14 protein-coding genes, 1 tRNA gene and 1 pseudogene are annotated in these 18005 nt (G+C 65.2%); 8 read left to right on the forward strand and 8 right to left on the reverse strand.

All coding sequences use genetic code 11. The features are described 5' to 3' along the window. Positions 1 to 7: 7 nt before the first annotated feature. A complete protein-coding gene (locus QTH97_RS06435; RefSeq protein ID WP_286567265.1) occupies positions 8 to 1309 on the reverse strand; it encodes a M20/M25/M40 family metallo-hydrolase in 1302 nt (433 codons plus the stop codon). 140 nt (positions 1310 to 1449) lie between these two features. After that, positions 1450 to 4242 carry a DNA polymerase I gene (gene polA / locus QTH97_RS06440; RefSeq protein ID WP_286567266.1) on the reverse strand — a complete coding sequence of 931 codons (2793 nt, stop codon included), beginning with the start codon at positions 4240 to 4242 and terminating at the stop codon, positions 1450 to 1452. Positions 4243 to 4338: 96 nt separating this feature from the next. Between polA and QTH97_RS06445 the strand changes: the two genes are divergently transcribed. From QTH97_RS06445 to QTH97_RS06455, 3 genes are read left to right on the forward strand one after another with little or no spacing between them, the layout of a single operon-like run. Next, complete coding sequence (locus QTH97_RS06445) at positions 4339 to 4716, forward strand: hypothetical protein (RefSeq protein ID WP_286567267.1); 378 nt, start codon at positions 4339 to 4341, stop codon at positions 4714 to 4716. Between the two features lie 7 nt (positions 4717 to 4723). Next, positions 4724 to 5767: a homoserine kinase gene (locus tag QTH97_RS06450; protein ID WP_286567268.1), complete on the forward strand. Its 1044-nt coding sequence runs from the start codon at positions 4724 to 4726 to the stop codon at positions 5765 to 5767. Between the two features lie 9 nt (positions 5768 to 5776). Continuing rightward, a complete protein-coding gene (locus QTH97_RS06455) occupies positions 5777 to 6571 on the forward strand; it encodes a BPSS1780 family membrane protein (protein ID WP_286567269.1) in 795 nt (264 codons plus the stop codon). A 121-nt stretch (positions 6572 to 6692) separates the two neighbouring features. Here the strand turns inward: QTH97_RS06455 and QTH97_RS06460 are convergent, their stop codons facing one another. Then, the gene (locus tag QTH97_RS06460; RefSeq protein ID WP_286567270.1) at positions 6693 to 9065 is read right to left on the reverse strand and encodes a UvrD-helicase domain-containing protein; all 2373 of its coding nucleotides are present in this window, start codon (positions 9063 to 9065) and stop codon (positions 6693 to 6695) included. A 240-nt stretch (positions 9066 to 9305) separates the two neighbouring features. Between QTH97_RS06460 and QTH97_RS06465 the strand changes: the two genes are divergently transcribed. Beyond that, positions 9306 to 10283 (forward strand): GMP reductase, encoded by a 978-nt coding sequence (locus QTH97_RS06465; protein WP_286567271.1) that lies wholly within the window; start codon positions 9306 to 9308, stop codon positions 10281 to 10283. 18 nt (positions 10284 to 10301) lie between these two features. On the opposite strand, the gene QTH97_RS06470 is transcribed toward QTH97_RS06465, so the two are convergent. After that, complete coding sequence (locus tag QTH97_RS06470) at positions 10302 to 11168, reverse strand: alpha/beta hydrolase (RefSeq protein ID WP_286567272.1); 867 nt, start codon at positions 11166 to 11168, stop codon at positions 10302 to 10304. A gap of 96 nt (positions 11169 to 11264) precedes the next feature. On the opposite strand from QTH97_RS06470, the gene QTH97_RS06475 reads away from it, so the two are divergent. Together QTH97_RS06475 and QTH97_RS06480 are read left to right on the forward strand one after the other, a co-directional pair. Further along, positions 11265 to 11340, forward strand: a tRNA-Ala gene (locus QTH97_RS06475). 253 nt (positions 11341 to 11593) lie between these two features. Next, entirely contained in the window at positions 11594 to 12652 is a 1059-nt protein-coding gene (locus tag QTH97_RS06480; RefSeq protein ID WP_286567273.1) for an STING domain-containing protein, read from the forward strand. Here QTH97_RS06480 and QTH97_RS06485 read toward each other — a convergent pair. Next, positions 12649 to 13122, reverse strand: coding sequence for an Lrp/AsnC family transcriptional regulator (locus tag QTH97_RS06485; protein WP_286567274.1), 474 nt, complete (start codon positions 13120 to 13122; stop codon positions 12649 to 12651). The genes QTH97_RS06480 and QTH97_RS06485 overlap by 4 nt on opposite strands. Before the next feature lie 142 nt (positions 13123 to 13264). Here QTH97_RS06485 and QTH97_RS06490 point away from each other — a divergent pair. After that, positions 13265 to 14460, forward strand: a pseudogene (locus QTH97_RS06490) (amino acid aminotransferase). Position 14461: 1 nt separating this feature from the next. Then, positions 14462 to 14839, forward strand: coding sequence for a RidA family protein (locus tag QTH97_RS06495; protein ID WP_286567275.1), 378 nt, complete (start codon positions 14462 to 14464; stop codon positions 14837 to 14839). 22 nt (positions 14840 to 14861) lie between these two features. On the opposite strand, the gene QTH97_RS06500 is transcribed toward QTH97_RS06495, so the two are convergent. From QTH97_RS06500 to QTH97_RS06510, 3 genes are all read right to left on the reverse strand, one after another. Continuing rightward, the gene (locus QTH97_RS06500; protein WP_286567276.1) at positions 14862 to 15224 is read right to left on the reverse strand and encodes a hypothetical protein; all 363 of its coding nucleotides are present in this window, start codon (positions 15222 to 15224) and stop codon (positions 14862 to 14864) included. Positions 15225 to 15307: 83 nt separating this feature from the next. Then, positions 15308 to 16657: a threonine/serine exporter family protein gene (locus tag QTH97_RS06505; RefSeq protein WP_286567277.1), complete on the reverse strand. Its 1350-nt coding sequence runs from the start codon at positions 16655 to 16657 to the stop codon at positions 15308 to 15310. A gap of 41 nt (positions 16658 to 16698) precedes the next feature. Further along, positions 16699 to 17958 (reverse strand): ion channel protein, encoded by a 1260-nt coding sequence (locus QTH97_RS06510; protein WP_286567278.1) that lies wholly within the window; start codon positions 17956 to 17958, stop codon positions 16699 to 16701. Positions 17959 to 18005 lie beyond the last annotated feature (47 nt).

Raw genomic sequence — 18005 nt, forward strand, 5'->3', positions numbered from 1 at the left:
TTGGGCTTCAGGGCGCTGGCCGCGCCGACACCTTGCCGCGCGAGATGTCCATGATCAACTGCGCGGCAAGGTAGAGCCGCGGCTCGATGGAGTCCACCAGCACGTACTCGGCGTCAGCCGAATGCGCGCCAAAGCCCTGCAGCCCGAAGCGCTCGACCACGGCCGCCTTGGTCTTGAGAGCGGCGAAGGCCGCATCGGTGCCGCCACCGGCGACCTTGTCGTCCGCGCCCAGTTCCTTGCCGAGTTCCTTGTAGATCTGCTGTGCGTGCAACGCGAGGGCGCGCGAGGCGTCCGTGGCTTCCAGCGGCGGGCGCCGGCGCTCGAACTTCATCTCGACCTTGGCCTGCGGAATCAGTTGCTTCTTGACGCGCTCCTGCACCTGCTGCTCGATGCGGTCGTAGTCGCTGACCTTCAGCACCCGCACGTCCGCGCTTGCCGTGGCTGTCGCCGGAATCACATTCCGGTTGGAACCCGAACGCGAGACGGTCCAGTTCATCTTCAGGCCCGTCGCCGGATCGGACAGGTCGCGCATCTGAAGGATCTGGTGCGACAGTTCGTACAGGGCATTCACGCCCAGCTCAGGCGCGGAACCCGCATGCGAGGCCTTGCCAGTCACGTTGAGTGTCACCGAGGCGATGCCCGCGGTGGCGAGCGACAGCTTGTCTTCCTTGACCGAGGATCCCTCGAACGACATCACGACATCGTGCTCCCCGCCCAGGCGCGTGATGAGCGTGCGAGCGCCGGGCGAACTGATTTCCTCGTCGCCATTGATCAGCACCGTGAGCGTGCCGTAGTCCTTGAAGTCCATCGCCTTCAGCAGCGCGATCGTGTGCGCGATGACCGCTATCCCCTGCTTGTCGTCCGCAATCCCGAGGCCATAGGCCTTGTCACCCTCGACGCGGAAAGGCTGGTTGTTCAGCATGCCGATCTGATACACGGTATCCATGTGCGCGATCAGCATGATCTTCTTGGTGCCCGTGCCCTTGAAGGTCGCGCGCATTACCTTGCCGATCTTCTCCGGCGTGTCCTCCATCCGATAGGCGTCGGCCGAAGGATCGATGAGCTCCACCTGACCACCAAGCGCCTTGAACTTGCCGGCGATCAGATTGGCAATCTTGTCGAGCCCCTCCAGATCGCGACTGCCCGACTCGATCGAGACCAGTTGATTCAGCGTCTCCAGAAGTGCCGGCTTTTCCTTCGCGGCAAGCGAAGCGATGCGTTGATCGGGCGCAGCAGAGGCACACGTACAAGCCGCCGCAAGCGCAGCGAGCAATAAGGCCTTCCGCCCCGTAGCAATAGCAGTGTTCATCAGTTCTCAAATCTCTCGACGTTAAAGGATCCATGACCAGGAATACCGCGGAACCGGCTCCGCCGGGCCGCAGGTATTGCCCCCCGGTCAGGGGGCAGGCGAAGCGGCACGAAGTGCGCGCAGGCTGGGGGCGAGCAAATCTAGTGGGCCTTGTCCCAATTGGCCCCGAAGCCGATCTCCGCCAGCAACGGCACCTGGAGGTCCGCCACGCCGGCCATGAGCCGCGGGATCTCGGTGCGCACCCACTCGACCTCGCCCTCAGGCACTTCGAACACCAGTTCGTCGTGCACCTGCATGATCATCTTCGTGCCGCGCTTCTCGGCGTCGAGCACGTCCTGCACCTTGACCATGCTGAGCTTGATGAGATCGGCCGCGGTGCCCTGCATCGGCGCGTTGATCGCGGCGCGTTCGGCACCGCCGCGGCGCGGGCCGTTCGGCGAGTTGATCTCGGGCAGGTAGAGGCGGCGGCCGAAGACGGTCTCCACATAGCCCCGCTGCTTGGCAAGCGCCTTTGTCTCGTCCATGTACTGCTTCACGCCCGGATAGCGCGCAAAGTAGCGCTCGATGTACGAGGCGGCCGCCTTGGTCTCGATGCCCAGGTTGCGCGCGAGCCCGAAGCTGCTCATGCCGTAGATCAGCCCGAAGTTGATGACCTTGGCATAGCGGCGCTGCTCGCTCGACACCTGGTCCACCGCGACCCCGAAGACTTCGCCGGCCGTCGCGCGGTGCACGTCGATGCCTTCCTTGAAGGCGCGCAGCAGCGATTCGTCGCCGCTGATGTGGGCCATGATGCGCAGCTCGATCTGCGAGTAGTCGGAACTCGCGATCACGCTGCCCGCCGGCGCCACGAACGCTTCGCGCACACGGCGGCCTTCAGGGGTGCGGATCGGGATGTTCTGCAGGTTCGGATCATTGCTCGACAGCCGCCCCGTCACCGCCACGGCTTGCGCGTAGTGCGTATGCACGCGGCCGCTGCGCGGATTGGCCAGCAGGCCGAGCTTGTCGGTGTAGGTGCCCTTGAGCTTCGACAAGCCCCGGTGCTCGAGGATCTTCGCGGGCAGCGGGAAGTCCTCGGCGAGTTTTTCCAGCACCTCTTCGTCGGTGCTCGGCGCGCCGCTCGGCGTCTTCTTGATGATCGGCAGGCCCAGCTTGGTGAAGAACACCTCGCCGATCTGCTTGGGCGATCCGAGATTGAAGGGCTGGCCCGCGAGCTCGTAGGCCTCCTGCTCCAGCGCCATGATGCGCTTGCCGAGTTCGTTGCTTTGCGCGGACAGTGTGGGCGCATCGATCAGGACGCCATTGCGCTCGATTCGGTAGAGCGTTTCGCTCGACGCCATCTCCAGCTCGTAGACGAAGCGCAGTTTCTCGTTGGCTTCGAGTTGGGGCCACAGTGCATGGTGCACGTCCAGCGTCTGGTCCGAGTCTTCGCACGAATACTCGGCGGCCTTCTCGATGGACACCTGGCTGAACGGAATCTGGTGCGCCCCCTTGCCGCACAGGTCCTCGTAGTCGATGCCGCTGCGCCCCAGGTGCCGCTCCGCCAAGCTGGCGAGCCCGTGCGGCTTGTGCACTTCGAGCACGTAGCTCTGCAGCATGGTGTCATGCGCATAGCCTTGCACCTCGATGCCGTGGTTGGCGAACACATGGCGGTCGTACTTGATGTGCTGGCCCAGCTTCTTCTTCGCGCCGTTCTCGAGCCACGACTTCAGCTTCGCGAGCACTTCGTCCCGCGGCAGTTGCACCGGCGCATCGGGATAGTTGTGGCCGACCGGGATGTACGCGGCTTCGCCTGGCTTCACGCTGAAGCTCAGGCCGACGATCTCGGCGCGCATCTCGTCGAGCGAGTTCGTTTCCGTGTCGATCGCCACCAGTTCGGCAGCCTTGAGCTTCTCGAGCCAGGCATCGAAGACCTCCCAGCTCATCACGGTGTCGTAGACCAGGTTGGTCGCCTTGGAGGCGGCCTCGAAGCTCGGATCGTCAAAAAGGCCTGTGCCGCCTTCCGGGCCCTTGCGTTTCCTGTTTTCCTCGATCAGCTCGGGCTGCACCTCGTGCGCCTCCAGCGTCTTCACGAGGCTCTTGAAACCGTACTGTTCGTAAAAGGCCTTCAGGCCGTCCGTCTGCTGCGGACCGATGGCTATCGCGTCGAGCGCGGGCAGGCCGCTCACGTGGCCATCCAGATCGCAATCGGTGCGAATGGTCACGAGACGCCGCCCCTGCGGGAGCCAGTCCAGCGCCTTGCGGAGGTTTTCGCCGGCCTGGCCCTTGACCTCGGCGGCGTTCGCGATCAGGCCGTCGAGCGAGCCGTACTGGAGCAACCACTTGGCAGCGGTCTTCGGGCCGACCTTTTCCACGCCGGGAACGTTGTCAACGGTGTCGCCCACCAGGGTCTGGTAGTCGATCATCAGGCTCGGCGGCACGCCGAATTCGGCCGTCACGCCCGCCACGTCGCGCTTCTTGCCGTTCATCGTGTCGATGATGGTGATGTGCTCGTCGACCAGTTGGCTCAGGTCCTTGTCGCCGCTGGACACGATCACCTCGACGCCCTGGCTGGCGGCCATGCGCGCGAGCGTGCCGATCACGTCGTCGGCCTCGACATCGGGCACGCACAGCACCGGCCAGCCGAGCATCCTGACCACCTGGTGGATCGGCTCGACCTGGCTGCGCAGGTCGTCGGGCATCGGCGAACGGTTCGCCTTGTACTCGGGGTACCAGTCGTCGCGGAAGGTCCTGCCCGGCGCGTCGAAGATGCAGGCCGCATAGTCGGCCCGCACCTCCCGGCGCAGGGCCTGCATCATGTTGATCATTCCCCGGATGGCGCCGGTCGCGGGGCTGCTGTTGTCCCCCGGTACGGCGCGAAGGTCGGGCATCGCATGGAAGGCGCGGTAAAGGTAGCTCGATCCGTCGACGAGCAGCAGCGTTTTCTTGTCGGTCATCGGGGCATTTTGCCGTGCCGGACGGCGGCCCCCGGCGCCGCGAAAGATCCTCACTTTGTTGTACCCCTCCGAAGAACGCGGACCTACAATCTCTCCATGTCCTCCTCCACGCTCCTCGTTCGCCGCAACCGGCTCGTTTCGCTGGTGTTGGCCTGCGCCGCGCCGAGCGCCGCTGTGTTTGCGCAGAATCCGCAGCCACCAGCTTCGACGCCCACCCAGGCGCAACCGGATCCGGACAAGGCCGCAGGCCGCCACAACCAGAAGATCGAGCGTATCCACGTCGAGGACCGCAACGCGACGGTCGACGAACTTCGTGTCGGCGGTCAGACAGAAAGCATCACCGTGAAGCCCGCCAACGGGCCGTCCTACCAGGTGATGCCCAACGAAACCGAACGCGTGCGCAATCAAGGGCAATCCGACCAGAGTTCCGGCGAGAACGGTTCCCGGGTCTGGTGGAACGTCTTCAAGTTCTGAGCACGCAGTGGCGGTTTTCACGGAAGTCGGATTCGACGAAGCCGACGCCTTGGTGCGTCGTCTCGGTCTGGGTGCCCTCACCGATCTCAGGGGCATCGAGGGTGGCATCGAGAACACCAACTACTTCGCGACCACGGAGTCCGGCGAGTTCGTGCTGACGCTCTTCGAGCGCCTCGGCGCCGAGCAGCTCCCGTACTACCTTTGTCTGATGAAGCACCTTGCGGCGCGCGGCCTTCCCGTGCCCGAGCCGGTGGCCGACCCGGCGATCGCGCCGCCTACGGGCCACGCACTGTCCATCCCGGCCAACGCGCCCTGCGAGTTGCTGCACACCGTGGCCGGCAAGCCGGCCGCCATCGTGCAACGCCTCCAGGGCAAGAGCGAACTGTCGCCGACATCCGCCCATTGCGCCGAGCTCGGCCGGCTGCTGGCCCGGATGCACCTCGCGGCGCGGAACTATCCCCGTATCCAGCCCAACCTGCGCGGTCTGTCCTGGTGGAACGACACCGCCCCCGTGGTCCTGCCCTATCTGGAAGCCCCGCAAGCTTCGCTGCTGCGCAGCGAACTGGCCTACCAGAACCACGTGGCCGAATCCTCCGCCTACGCGGCGCTGCCGCGCGGCCCGGTGCACGCCGACCTGTTCCGCGATAACGCCATGTTCGACACGCACGCCAGCGCCGAAGCGCCCCGGCTGACCGGCGTGTTCGACTTCTACTTCGCCGGCGCCGACACATGGCTCTTCGATCTGGCCGTGTGCCTGAACGACTGGGCCATCGATCTTGCAAGCGGCCGCCACGATGCCGCGCGCGCCGACGCCCTGCTCGCCGCCTACGGCACCGTGCGCCCCCTGACCGGCCCCGAGCGCGCCCTGCTGCCCGCCATGCTGCGCGCCGCAGCGCTGCGCTTCTGGATTTCGCGGCTGTGGGACTACCACCTTCCGCGTGAGGCGAGCATGCTCAAGGCCCACGACCCGACCCACTTCGAACGCGTGCTGCGTGAACGTGCCCATGCGAGCTTCGAGTTCGACCGCGGCGCCGAAACGCTGGACGCCTGACCCGACCCGATGAAACTCAACCTCGTGCCGGCGCGCACCGGCGTGCTGTGGGTCCGCACCGGACTCCAGGCATTCGCCCGGCAGCCGCTGGCCTTCATTTCGCTCTTCTTCTTTTTCATGGCGATGGTGTCGATCGCCTCGCAATTGCCTCTGATCGGCGCAGCCCTCGCGTTGATGCTGCTGCCCACCATGACGCTCGGCCTGATGGCCGCCGCCGCGCAGGCCGCAGGGCCGGAAAAGCCGCCGGCAGGAACGGTGTTCATGGCGGCGCTGAACGCCATCAGGACGGAAGTTCGGCCCATGGCGGTGCTGGGCGCACTCTATGCAGGCCTGTTCCTGGTCGTCATGGCCATCTCGGCACTGGCCGACGGCGGCCAGTTTGCGCGCGTCTACCTGCTCGGCGGCCCGCTCACCCGTGAACTGGCCGAAACCACCGAATTCCAGGTGGCGCTTTGGATCGCGATGGGGCTGTACCTGCCGCTTTCGCTGGCCTTCTGGCATGCGCCCGCGCTGGTGCATTGGCATCGAGTGCCGCCGGCCAAGAGCCTGTTCTTCAGCTTTGTCGCCTGCTTCAAGAACTTTGGCGCGCTCACCGTCTTCGGGCTGGTCTGGGTGGGCGTCTTCATCGGCGCGGGCATCGTGCTGAGCCTGCTCGCGACGCTGCTGGTCGCCGTGGGCGTGATGGGGATGGGGGAAGGCGCTTCGGCGGCCGGTGGCGCCGTGATGGTCGGCGGCGCCCTGGTGATGGCTGCGATGTTTTTCACCAGTACGTGGTTCACCTTCCGGGATTCATTTGAGGAATGACCCCCAGCCTCGTCCACTGCGTGTGGCTCGGGCACCCCTTCTCAAGCAGCAACACCTGCGGTCCGGCATAGCCGGTTCCGCGGGTGTCTCACCAACAGGCCCGGCTGAGCCGGCCGCATCGTCAGACCGGCGTCAGCTTTGCCACAGAGAGCGCCAGCCACTTGACGCCGTGGCGCGGGAAGTTCACTTGCGCACGGGCGTCGTCGCCGCTGCCTTCGAGCGCCGTCACCGTTCCTTCGCCGAACTTGTTGTGGAACACCTGCATTCCTGACCGCAGGCCGTGCGAAGGCGCGGCTTTCTGCGGGGGCACGGGTGGACTGGCGAAGGTGTCCTTGCTGCTGTAGCTGCCTGCGCCGCCGCGTGTCGTCGCATAGCCGCCTCCGTAGCCGAAGGCCGAGGGAGCGAATCCCTGGTTCTTGGGCGTCAGCCACTTGAGTGCGCTTTCCGGCAGTTCCTCGAAAAAGCGGCTCTTGACGTTGTAGCGGGTCTGGCCATGCAGCATCCGCGTTTGCGAGTGGCTCAGGTACAGGCGCTTTCGGGCGCGCGTGATGGCGACGTACATCAGGCGGCGCTCTTCCTCGAGGCTCTCGTAGTCGCTCATCGAGTTCTCGTGGGGGAACAGGCCCTCTTCCAGGCCGGTGATGAACACGCAATCGAATTCGAGGCCCTTGGCGGCGTGCACCGTCATGAGTTGCACCGCGTCCTGGCCGGCTTGCGCCTGGTTGTCGCCCGATTCCAGCGCGGCGTGGGTCAGGAATGCGGCGAGCGGGCTCAGCGTCTCGCCGGTTTCGGCATCGGGCGCGAGCGCTTCGTCGATGAGGGGGCGGTTCGGGTCGAGGCCCTGGCTGGCGGGGGATTGCCGCAGTTCGTCGATGGGAAGCGCCACCGCGTCGCGGCCGAAGCCCTCCTGCGTGACAAAGCTCTCGGCGGCGTTCACCAGTTCGTCCAGGTTCTCCAGACGATCGGCGCCTTCGCGATCGGCCTTGTAGTGCTCGACCAGGCCGCTGTGGTCGAGCACGAGTTCGATGATCTCGCGCAGCGACATACCCTGTGTCTGCTCGCGCAACACGTCGATCTTGGCGACGAAGGCCGAGAGATTGCCGCCGGCCTTGCCGCCGACCGCGCTGACGGCGTCGTGCAGCGACCGGCCGGCCGCGCGAGCCGCGTCCTGGAGCTGCTCGATGCTCCTCGCGCCGATACCGCGCGGCGGAAAGTTGACGATGCGAAGGAAACTTGTGTCGTCGTCCTTGTTCTCGAGCAGCCGCAGGTAGGCCAGCGCGTGCTTGATTTCGGCGCGCTCGAAGAATCGCAAGCCGCCGTACACACGATACGGAACCGCTGCATTGAAGAGCGCGGTTTCGATCACCCGGCTCTGCGCGTTGCTGCGGTAGAGCACGGCCATTTCCTTGCGATCGATGCCGTCGCGCACGAGCTGCCGCATTTCCTCGACCATCCATTGCGCCTCGGCGAAATCGCTGGTCGACTCGTAGACGCGGACCGGCTCGCCCGGGCCCTGGTCGGTGCGCAGGCTCTTGCCGAGGCGCTTCTTGTTGTGGCTGATCAGTTCGTTCGCCGAATCGAGGATGTTGCTGTAGCTGCGGTAGTTCTGCTCCAGCTTGATCTGGTGCGACACCTCGAACTCGCGCACGAAGTCGGCCATGTTGCCCACGCGCGCACCACGGAATGCGTAGATGCTCTGGTCGTCGTCGCCGACCGCGATCACGCTGTTGTCACCGGGCACGAAGCGGCCGTCGGCCGTGGTGCCCGAGAGCATCTTGATCCACGCGTACTGGAGCCGGTTGGTGTCCTGGAACTCATCGATCAGGATGTGGCGGAAGCGCCGCTGGTAGTGCTCGCGCACGGGGTCGTTGTCACGCAGCAGTTCGTAGCTGCGCAGCATCAGCTCGCCGAAATCGACCACGCCTTCGCGCTGGCACTGCTCCTCGTAGAGTTGGTAGAGCTCGACCTTCTTGCGGTCGTCGTCGCTGCGGATCTCGACGTCGCGCGGGCGCAGGCCGTCTTCCTTGGCGCCGGCGATGAACCATTGCGTCTGCTTGGCCGGAAAACGCTCGTCGTCGACGTTGAACTGCTTCATCAGCCGCTTGATGGCCGAGAGCTGGTCCTGCGTGTCGAGGATCTGGAAGGTGGACGGCAGGTTGGCGAGCTTCCAGTGCGCGCGCAGGAAACGGTTGCACAGCCCATGGAAGGTACCGATCCACATGCCCCGCACATTGACCGGCAGCATCGAGCTCAGCCGCGTCATCATTTCCTTCGCGGCCTTGTTGGTGAAGGTCACGGCCAGGATGCCGCCCGGCGACACCTGGCCGGTCTGCAGCAACCATGCGATGCGGGTGGTCAACACCCGTGTTTTGCCGGAGCCGGCGCCGGCGAGGATCAGGGCGTTGCCGGCCGGGAGCGTCACGGCGGCACGCTGCTCCGGGTTGAGGTTTTGGAGCAGCGGCGAATCTGCGGCGGCCGCGAGGTCGGTGAACATCCACCGATTGTAGAAAGCACTGCGTATGGGGGTTATACGAAGCGGCCGAAGTCACCCTGCGGCGCGGGCGGGTAGAATCAGTCACCGGGCCCAAGTTTCTTGACGTCCGGTTTTTTTGTGCCTGCGCACAGCAGGGTTCGGTCGCGCCGGCACGGCGCACCCGCAAATCCGGTCTCCAAGCCAAGCGCCCCATCGCCGCCGAAATCGTTCGGCGACGACCCTTTAAGGAGCTTGGATCTCATGCAAATCTTCGACTACGACAACATCCTTCTGCTGCCGCGCAAGTGCGTGGTGGAAAGCCGCTCCGAGTGCGATGCAAGCGTCACCCTCGGCGGTCGCAGCTTCCGCATCCCCACGGTGCCCGCCAACATGAAGACGGTGGTCGACGAGACCATCTGCACCTGGCTCGCGAAAAACGGCTATTTCTACGTGATGCACCGCTTCGACCTGGACAACGTCCAGTTCGTGAAGGACATGCACGCCAAGGGTGTGTTCGCCTCGATCTCGCTGGGCGTCAAGAAGCCGGACTACGACACGGTCGACCAACTGGCGGCCGCGGAACTCGTGCCCGAATACGTGACGATCGACATCGCGCACGGTCATGCGGACACCGTGAAGAACATGATTGCGTACCTGAAGAAGAAGCTGCCGAAGACCTTCGTGATCGCGGGCAACGTCGGAACGCCGGAGGCCGTGATCGACCTCGAGAACTGGGGTGCGGACGCCACCAAGGTCGGCATTGGGCCGGGCAAGGTCTGCATCACCAAGCTCAAGACCGGCTTCGGCACGGGCGGCTGGCAGCTGTCGGCGCTCAAGTGGTGCGCCCGCGTGGCGACGAAGCCGATCATTGCCGACGGCGGCATCCGCGACCACGGCGACATCGCCAAGAGCATCCGCTTCGGCGCGTCGATGGTGATGATCGGTTCGCTGTTTGCGGGCCACGAGGAATCGCCGGGCCAGACCGTGGAAGTCGACGGCACGCTCTTCAAGGAGTACTACGGCTCGGCCAGCGACTTCAACAAGGGCGAATACAAGCACGTCGAAGGCAAGCGCATCCTCGAACCGATCAAGGGCAAGCTCGCCGACACGCTGGTCGAGATGGAGCAGGACATCCAGAGCTCCATCAGCTACGCGGGCGGCCGCAAGCTCATGGACATCCGCAAGGTCAACTACGTCACGCTGGGTGGCGACAACGCGGGCGAACACCTGCTGATGTGAGACCGCCCCCGGCGCGGTTCAGGCCTCGAGCAATTGCACGGCGAGGCTGTGCAGCCGGTGACCGGGGTCGGCCAGCGCATCCACGACGCCGAAGTGGTCGAGCCCTGGAAGCACCTCGCAGACGGACACCACCTTGGGGCCCCACGCCTCTCGGATCAGCGTGTTCTGGCGAATGAACTCCTCGCTCTCGTCGCCGCCGGCGACCGCGTAGAACGGAGCGCGCTTCGGCGCCGGCCAGAAGGCCGGGCTCAGGCGCAACGCGTCGGCGTCGGTCAGGCGGATGGCGTCCTTGATGAAGGGCGCGTGCTGCAGGGGCCGCAAGTCATGAAGGCCGGAAATGGAGAGCGCGTTGCGAACGAGCTGCGCCGGCAGATCCGGCGCAACGGCTTTCCAGTCGCAACCGAGCAGCATCGCGCTGAGGTGCCCGCCAGCGGAATGACCGGCTACGGTGATGCGCGAAGGATCGCCGCCGTGGGCCACGACAGTGCGCCAGGTCCATTCCAGCGCGCGCACCATCTGCAGCGCGATGTCTGCGATGCCGATCGGCTGCGCGGGCGTGCCCGGGCACAGCGCATAGTTGGGCACCACGACGCAGACGCCGCGGTCATTGAACGCCCGGGCGATGAATGAATGGTCGCTCTTGTCGAGCGAGCGCCAATAGCCGCCATGGATGAACACCAGCACGGGCGCATCCGCCACCGGGGCGGGAAAGACGTCCAGGGTCTCGCCGGGACCGTCGCCGTAGCGCAAGTCCAAGCTGCACGGCAGGGAGGCGCGGAGCGCCGCGGAGTCCGCGGCCCAGCGCTCCAGGTACGCGGGATGACCCGGCACCCGCGCCCGGTTGTTGTACATGCGGTCCAGCCAGGCGGGATCGTACGAGACCATTCTTCTTGCTCCGGAGTTGGCGAGGCGCGCATCTTGGCACGCCGCCAGCGGGGCTGCACCGGACGCCGGGTTCTGGTTAGAATTCTGTTTGCGTTGGGGGGGGTAGCTCAGCTGGGAGAGCGCCGCGTTCGCAATGCGGAGGTCGGGAGTTCGATCCTCCTCCTCTCCACCAAACGCCCACTGTTCATGCGGTACCCGGCGGACAGCCGCCTCGCGTCCTTGACTACCCTGCTCCAGGGTCCTTGTCGCCTGGCCGACTTGGCACAGGCTCCACTGTCACGACGAATGCGCCCTGGGCCGCTGCACCCAACCATTGCGAGTGCGTCCGGCCGCCGCCATGGCGAACGCCGGTTCTGCAGCAGACTGTTGATTTCCTCGGAGGTTGCGTGAAGGCGATACACGATGCCAAAAGCGACTTGCTGCGAGTGACGCTGACGACCGGGCGTGTTGAAGACACCCCGTCGATGAAGTATCCGAAGGGCGGTGTGAGCATTTACCAGTCGGATGATGGCGCGATCACCCAAGTCGAGTTTGCGAATGCGAAAGCGCGCGGATTGGTCCCGGTGCGTAGCCTGGACGCGCCCATCACCGCGCAGGAAGGATGGGTTGCCTTTCGATCACTCGTCTCGGAGTACAACTGGCCGACCAAGTCCGCCACTCTTCTGCTGATCCTTTCCGCGTGCCTCAGCATCGGCAAGGAGTTCCCCTGCATTCTTGGCGCGCAATGTCTTCCGAAGAACTGGCTTGATGCGCTGTCGAGCGATGGAATGCTCACGATGCTGTCGCTCACGGTGGCGTTCTGCATCGGCATCCACATCAAGCTTCGCCTCGAACGGGGGCTCGTGGACGGCTCCGAAAACTACAGCATCGGCCGCGCCCTCGCCTACGGGTACTTCTCGAACTTCATCGTTGGCGTCCTGCTCACGCTGCGCGCCGAGGGCGAGCGACTGGGCTTGCCGCCGGGCAAGCGACCCGTAATGCACATCGTCTTCCCGCAGGACGTCCAGGACCTGGATGGCTTCAGAGAATCCGTCGAAAGGAACGTGAGGCTCCATACAAGGAGCCAGGACATCATCAACCTCGGCAACGTGGACAAGAAACTGTTCAAGCGCAGCCTGCTCACGCTCACTCAACTGGGTACAGAGGGAGGCCTGGACGACACCTTCTACCTCGACTTCCCCACGACCCTCTACACGATGCAGGACTTCCTGGAGACGCGGAATCTGTGGCAAAAGGAACATCGTCGCCCGCTGCTGGCCCGCGACGAGATCACGCGACTCCAACAGAAATACATTGCGCACTTCTTCGCCTACCTGGAAGAGTTGGCCAACAGCCCACTCGGCGTAGACGCTGCAAGGCGACTTGGCGCCGATCTTTCCCAAGCCGAGCTTTCCGCGCTCTACAAGGAGCACATCACGATCGTGGAGCCCAACGAAATTCTTGCCAGCATCCAATCCAGGGGCGGATCTCAATCGCCCACTTAGCGGGCCGGAACCGGCAAGTCATCGAAGCGCTTGAACTCCTGCAGCGAGAAGCTCGTTTGCACCTGCTTCACACCCGGCAGCCGGTGCAGCTTGCTCTGCAGCAGATCCGAATACGCATCCAGATCGCGGGCCACGACCATCAGCAGGAAGTCCGCCGTTCCGGTGATGCCATGGAACATCACCACCTCCGGGATCGCGCGTACGGCTTCGACGAACTCCATCGAGCGCAATTCGTTCTGGTGGTCGATGCTGATGCTCACGAAGGCCACCACCCCGTAGCCCAGGCCGCGGCGGCTGAGGCGCGCGTGGTAGCCGTCGATCAGGCCCGACTCCTCCAGGCGCCTGATGCGGCGCCAGCATGGTGACTGCGACAGGCCGGTCATCTGCGCCAGTTCGCCGGTAGTCAGGCGTGCGTTCTGCTGAAGGGCCGCCATCAGCTGCCGGTCGATCTTGTCCAGCTCGATTTGCATAAATCAACCCTGATTTCGCTAATAGTTGGATGAATTATGTGTGATGCAAAAATAAGTTGGCTTTGAAAACCTGAGAAATGAGAATCCGGAGATAGTTCATCAACCCCCTTCCATAAGCACCATGTCCACCTCTGCGCCCTCGCTGTTCGCCCACGTCCCGCCGTATGCGGGCGACCCGATCCTGTCCTTGATGGAAACCTTCCAGAAGGACGCGCGCCCCAACAAGGTCAGCCTGAGCATCGGCGTGTACTTCGACAACGAGGGCCGGCTGCCCGTGCTGCCCTCCGTTCGCGCGGCCGAAAGCGCTCTGCTCAACAACATCGGTCCGCGCCCCTACCTGCCGATCGAGGGCATGGCCGACTTTCGCTCGGCGGTGCAGCGCCTGTTGTTCGGCGCCGATGACGAGGCTGTCGCCAGCGGCCGTATCGCCACGCTGCAAACGCTGGGCGGCTCGGGCGGGCTGAAAGTGGGCGCCGATTTCCTGCACCGCTATTTCCCCGAGAGCGGCGTCTGGGTCAGTGATCCGACCTGGGAGAACCATCACGCCATCTTTGAAGGCGCAGGCCTTCAAGTGCAGACCTACCCCTACTACGACCCGGAGACCGGCGGCCTGCGCTTCGACGACATGCTGGCCACGCTGGGCACCTTGCCCCGCCGCAGCATCGTGCTGCTGCACGCGAGCTGCCACAACCCGACCGGGGTCGACCTGTCGACCGCCCAGTGGCGGGCCCTCATCCCGGTGCTGCGCGAACGCGACCTGATCCCCTTCGTGGACATCGCCTACCAGGGCTTCGGCGACGGCCTCGACGCGGACGCCTTCGCGGTGCGCGCCTTGGCGATGCTGGCCTGCAGTTCCTGGTCGCCAACTCGTTCTCCAAGAACTTCTCGATGTACGGCGAGCGATGCGGCGGCTTGAGCGTGGTGTGCGCCGATCGCGATGCAGCCGACGTGGTGCTGGGTCAGCTCAAGGCGACGGTGCGACGCAACTACTCCACGCCCCCGACGCACGGTGCGCGCGTGATCGCCCGCGTGCTGCAGGATCCCGTGCTGTTCGCGCAATGGTCGAACGAGACGGCCGAGATGCGCCTGCGCATCCGCGCGATGCGCGAGCGCCTGCATGCGGTGCTCAACGAAACCTTCCAGGGTCGGCGCAACTTCGACTACCTCGTCACCCAGCGTGGCATGTTCAGCTACACCGGCTTGAGCGAAGCGCAGGTGAACCGCTTGCGCGAGGAGCACGCGGTCTATCTCGTGCGCTCAGGCCGGATGTGCCTGTCGGGCCTGACCACCGGCAACGTGGACCACGTCGCGCGAGCCATGGCGGCCGTACTCGACTGACATGAAAGAAGTCATCGACACCGGCCTGCCGCCTCTCAAGCAACCCTTCTCCTGGGCCGTGAAGGCCTCGGGCAACCTGCTGTTCACCGCCCACGGCCCCGTGCGTGCCGATGGCAGCATCGACACCGGACCCATCGAGGATCAGGCGAGGCTCACTTTCGCCAATCTGCGCCAGGCCGTGCATTCAGCGGGCGGCAACCTGAATGACGTCACCCAGGTGTTGATCTACATGACCGACATCAAGGACATGCCGGCCATCGACGGCGTGTACCGCGAGTTCTTCGAGGCCCCCTATCCGAACCGCTCCAGCATGGGCGTGGCCGCCCTCGTGGTCACGGGCATGAAGATCGAGATCGTGGCTTACGCCGCGATCCCGTAGATCTCCCAGGAAGGCGAAGGCTTCAGTTGGCCGGAGCGGGCGCAGGCACGGGCGTTTCGGTGCGCCGAATCTTGCCGCCGCCCTGCACGCTGCCCCTGATCTCGGTGTCGCCGGTGCCGCGCACGCGTTTCTCGCATGCAGCGCGTGCTTCAGGCGGTTGCCGCTGGCATCGCGCCAGCGCGTTCTCTTCATAGCCTCCGGTGCTGTTCAGCTTGCCTTGCTGCTTGGCTTGCCTGGCCGCCGCGGCTTCGCGCTTGCAGGCAGCCTGGTCCACTCGCGGGTCGTTGCACGCTGCCGCGTCATCGGCTGCCCACACACCGGCCGCTCCGGTCACTGCACCGGCCGCAAGCATCGCGTTCAAGAGCAAACGAAAGGTTCTGTTCACGGTATCGCTCCTTTGGTAAAGAGTTGAGGCGAAAGACAGTCTGACGAGATTCGTTTCCGATGCCAAGCCAGTCGAACAGCGCCTCAGCGGCGCAGTCGGAGGTAGCGAAGCATGACGTTGGCCATGGTTCCGGCACGTTGGAAAACCGGCTCGAACAGTGCGTTGTAGACACCCGTTCCGATCACCGACCCGAGGCCGATCGCGACGATCGAGAACAGTGTGGCCACGAAGTTCTCCACCCCCGCAAGACGATCGTTGCCGACGAGCTCGGCCATCCCGATCAGGCCCAGGGATCCGGGCACCAGCAGCCACAGTGCCGGCGTGAAGGTCACCATCGAAGGCGGACCACCCAGGCGGTACTGCACCATGTACGACGCCGGCGTGATCAGCATGGCGGCGAAGAAGCCGCTCATGTAGCCACCGAACGCCGCATTTCCGACCAGTTGGCCCGCCTGCGCGACGCACAGTAGCGCGAGCATCCACGGCAAGGTCCGGAGGCGCGCGGAGTAGTGGAGCACGTGTCCCACACCAAAGAGCAGCACTCCGAGCCAGGGCGCCCAGGCCCGCACCGCACCTTCCGGCCCGGGCGTGAGCAACTTGTCCGGCGGCAGGCCGACGATCGATGCGGCGGCCAGCATGCCCAGCACGAGAAACACGAGCTGCAGCAGGCCGGACACGAAGCGCGTGCCGCCCGAAACGATGTCGCCGTAGGCCAGCTCGACAGTCGCGATGGCGAGCGTGCCGCCGGGCAGGAAGGTCACCAGCGACGCGACGAGCACGTAGATCGGACTGGCCGCAAAGCCGTGCTGCGCCGCGAGCAGCGCCACCAGCGCGACAACGAAGGCCGCGACGGTCGGCAGCAGCGTCGTGATGATCCCGCGGTTGCGCGCGAGCACCTTGAGCACGCCGACCACCAGCCCGAAGAAGGCGGCTGCCCCCACTACGTCGGCGGCGGGGCGAAGCACCAGCGCGATCCCGACGGTGACCAGCACATGCCCGAGCACGCCCCACAGCAGCCCGAGACGGGGCTGCATCGCCAGGATGGCGTAGATGCGTTTCAGGCCCTCGGCAGGATCGATCGGTTCACGCTCTGCGTCACGCGCCAGCTCATAGGCCGCCTCGATCTGGTCGAATCGCAGCACGAGCCCCTGCTCGGCCGTGAACTCGATCTGCAGCGAATCTTCTTCGGCAAAATTGACGAATACCACCGTTGGCAGTACGAGCGCATTGAAGTGTTCGATCTGGTAGACGCGAGCCATGCGCCGCAGCGATGTCTCGACCAGCCCCGCCGGCGCACCCGTGGCCAGCAGCAGGTGACCGAGGCGCAACAGGAAGCGCAGCAGATGCCGCCGCTCCGCCACCGAGCGCTCCCCGGCAACGCCCGTCGATGCGGCCGGTGGTGAGATCGTCGTCGGCTCGGAATCGGAACTCATGCCGAAACTGCTGCCTTCCATTGCCCTGGCGGGCTTTCGTTTCACGTGCCTTTCGTCGGCTCCGGCATCGCCTTGATCTGCATCTCGGCACGTCCTGCGAGGGCGAGCCAGGCCGGCAGGATCGCCAGGCACAACAACGGCAGCAACTCGATGCCCGGGATCATGACCGCGCCCATGAAAAGGCTCAACCACCCGTCGCGCGTGGCCACCAGCGTGAAGCCGAGCACGGCGCATGCAACGGTCAGCGCCATGGGCACCGCCGGAAATAGCTGATGAACCAGCAAGCCGAAGGCAACCCCCACGAAGACGAGCGGGAAGATGCGCCCGCCGCGAAAGCCGCAGGTCGCGGAAATCAGGACCGCGACGAGCTTGATGACAACGATGAGCGCCAGCCCCGTGGCGTCGTACTGACTCGCCGTGGAGGCCAGCGTCTTCATCTCGCCCAGTCCCTTGAACATGGTGATCGGTCCGCCGACCAGGCCCAGGATGCCGAGCAGGAAGCCGCCCAGCGTCAGCGCAAGCACGGGATGCTTGAGCGACAGGAAGAAGCGATGCAGCAGCGGAAACAGCCAGACCGCCACCATCCCGATCACGACGGCAGCCAGCGCGACGAGCATGCCGGTCCCGATGTCCGCGATCGTGGGGTTGAGGTAGGGCGTTACCGCGAGCGAGAAGTCCAGTTCCTCGAACTGCGACATGGTGAGCGCGCCCGAGCCTGCGGCCACCAGGGGTGCGAAGAGCTGGTCCCAGACGGGCGCCTCCTTTTCCTTGTCCGACGCGACCATCTCCGAGAACAGCAGTGCGGCCGCGACCGGCGTGCCGAACATCGCGCCGATCGTGCCGGCCGCAGCGAGCATGACCCACCCCTTCGCGGGCACGCGCGGCATCAGCTTGGCGCCGATCGCCACGGTGAGCCCCACGATGATCGCGATGATCGGGTTCTCGGGCCCGAGGCTCACCCCTCCGGCCAGCGCCAGGACGAGCGCCAACGCAAGGCCCGGCAGCACGACGATGGGCGTCGGAGGGCCGAACAGCGAGACCGTTGCCGGGTCCGGCCCGGCATGCCCCGGAGCGAAACGCACCACAAGGCCGACGGCCAGGCCGGTCAGCGTGAGCATGCCCAGAATCCACCACCACGTGGTGGCGGTTGCACCGAACTTCGGCGGCAGCACCTGCCAGAGAAAGTGCTGCAGCAGGTTGGCGGCCAGCACCACGACCAGCAGGACCAGGGCAGCAGCCACGCCGACCACGATCGCCGGAATCGCCAGCGCGACCATCTTGCGGAAGCGAGGATCCATCATTTCTTCATCACCGCCGTTTCGAAGTTGCTCGACATGTTGGATCTCTC

It is taken from the genome of Variovorax gracilis, assembly GCF_030317115.1.
Taxonomy (GTDB): Bacteria; Pseudomonadota; Gammaproteobacteria; order Burkholderiales; family Burkholderiaceae_C; genus Variovorax; species Variovorax gracilis.

What these genes read in the sequence shown, in the direction of transcription:
- QTH97_RS06435 (WP_286567265.1), bottom strand. Translation starts at nt 1,309, where the DNA reads ATGAACACTGCTATTGCTACGGGGCGGAAGGCCTTATTGCTCGCTGCG.
- polA (WP_286567266.1), bottom strand. Translation starts at nt 4,242, where the DNA reads ATGACCGACAAGAAAACGCTGCTGCTCGTCGACGGATCGAGCTACCTT.
- QTH97_RS06445 (WP_286567267.1), top strand. Translation starts at nt 4,339, where the DNA reads ATGTCCTCCTCCACGCTCCTCGTTCGCCGCAACCGGCTCGTTTCGCTG.
- QTH97_RS06455 (WP_286567269.1), top strand. Translation starts at nt 5,777, where the DNA reads ATGAAACTCAACCTCGTGCCGGCGCGCACCGGCGTGCTGTGGGTCCGC.
- QTH97_RS06460 (WP_286567270.1), bottom strand. Translation starts at nt 9,065, where the DNA reads ATGTTCACCGACCTCGCGGCCGCCGCAGATTCGCCGCTGCTCCAAAAC.
- QTH97_RS06465 (WP_286567271.1), top strand. Translation starts at nt 9,306, where the DNA reads ATGCAAATCTTCGACTACGACAACATCCTTCTGCTGCCGCGCAAGTGC.
- QTH97_RS06470 (WP_286567272.1), bottom strand. Translation starts at nt 11,168, where the DNA reads ATGGTCTCGTACGATCCCGCCTGGCTGGACCGCATGTACAACAACCGG.
- QTH97_RS06485 (WP_286567274.1), bottom strand. Translation starts at nt 13,122, where the DNA reads ATGCAAATCGAGCTGGACAAGATCGACCGGCAGCTGATGGCGGCCCTT.
- QTH97_RS06495 (WP_286567275.1), top strand. Translation starts at nt 14,462, where the DNA reads ATGAAAGAAGTCATCGACACCGGCCTGCCGCCTCTCAAGCAACCCTTC.
- QTH97_RS06505 (WP_286567277.1), bottom strand. Translation starts at nt 16,657, where the DNA reads ATGAGTTCCGATTCCGAGCCGACGACGATCTCACCACCGGCCGCATCG.
- QTH97_RS06510 (WP_286567278.1), bottom strand. Translation starts at nt 17,958, where the DNA reads ATGATGGATCCTCGCTTCCGCAAGATGGTCGCGCTGGCGATTCCGGCG.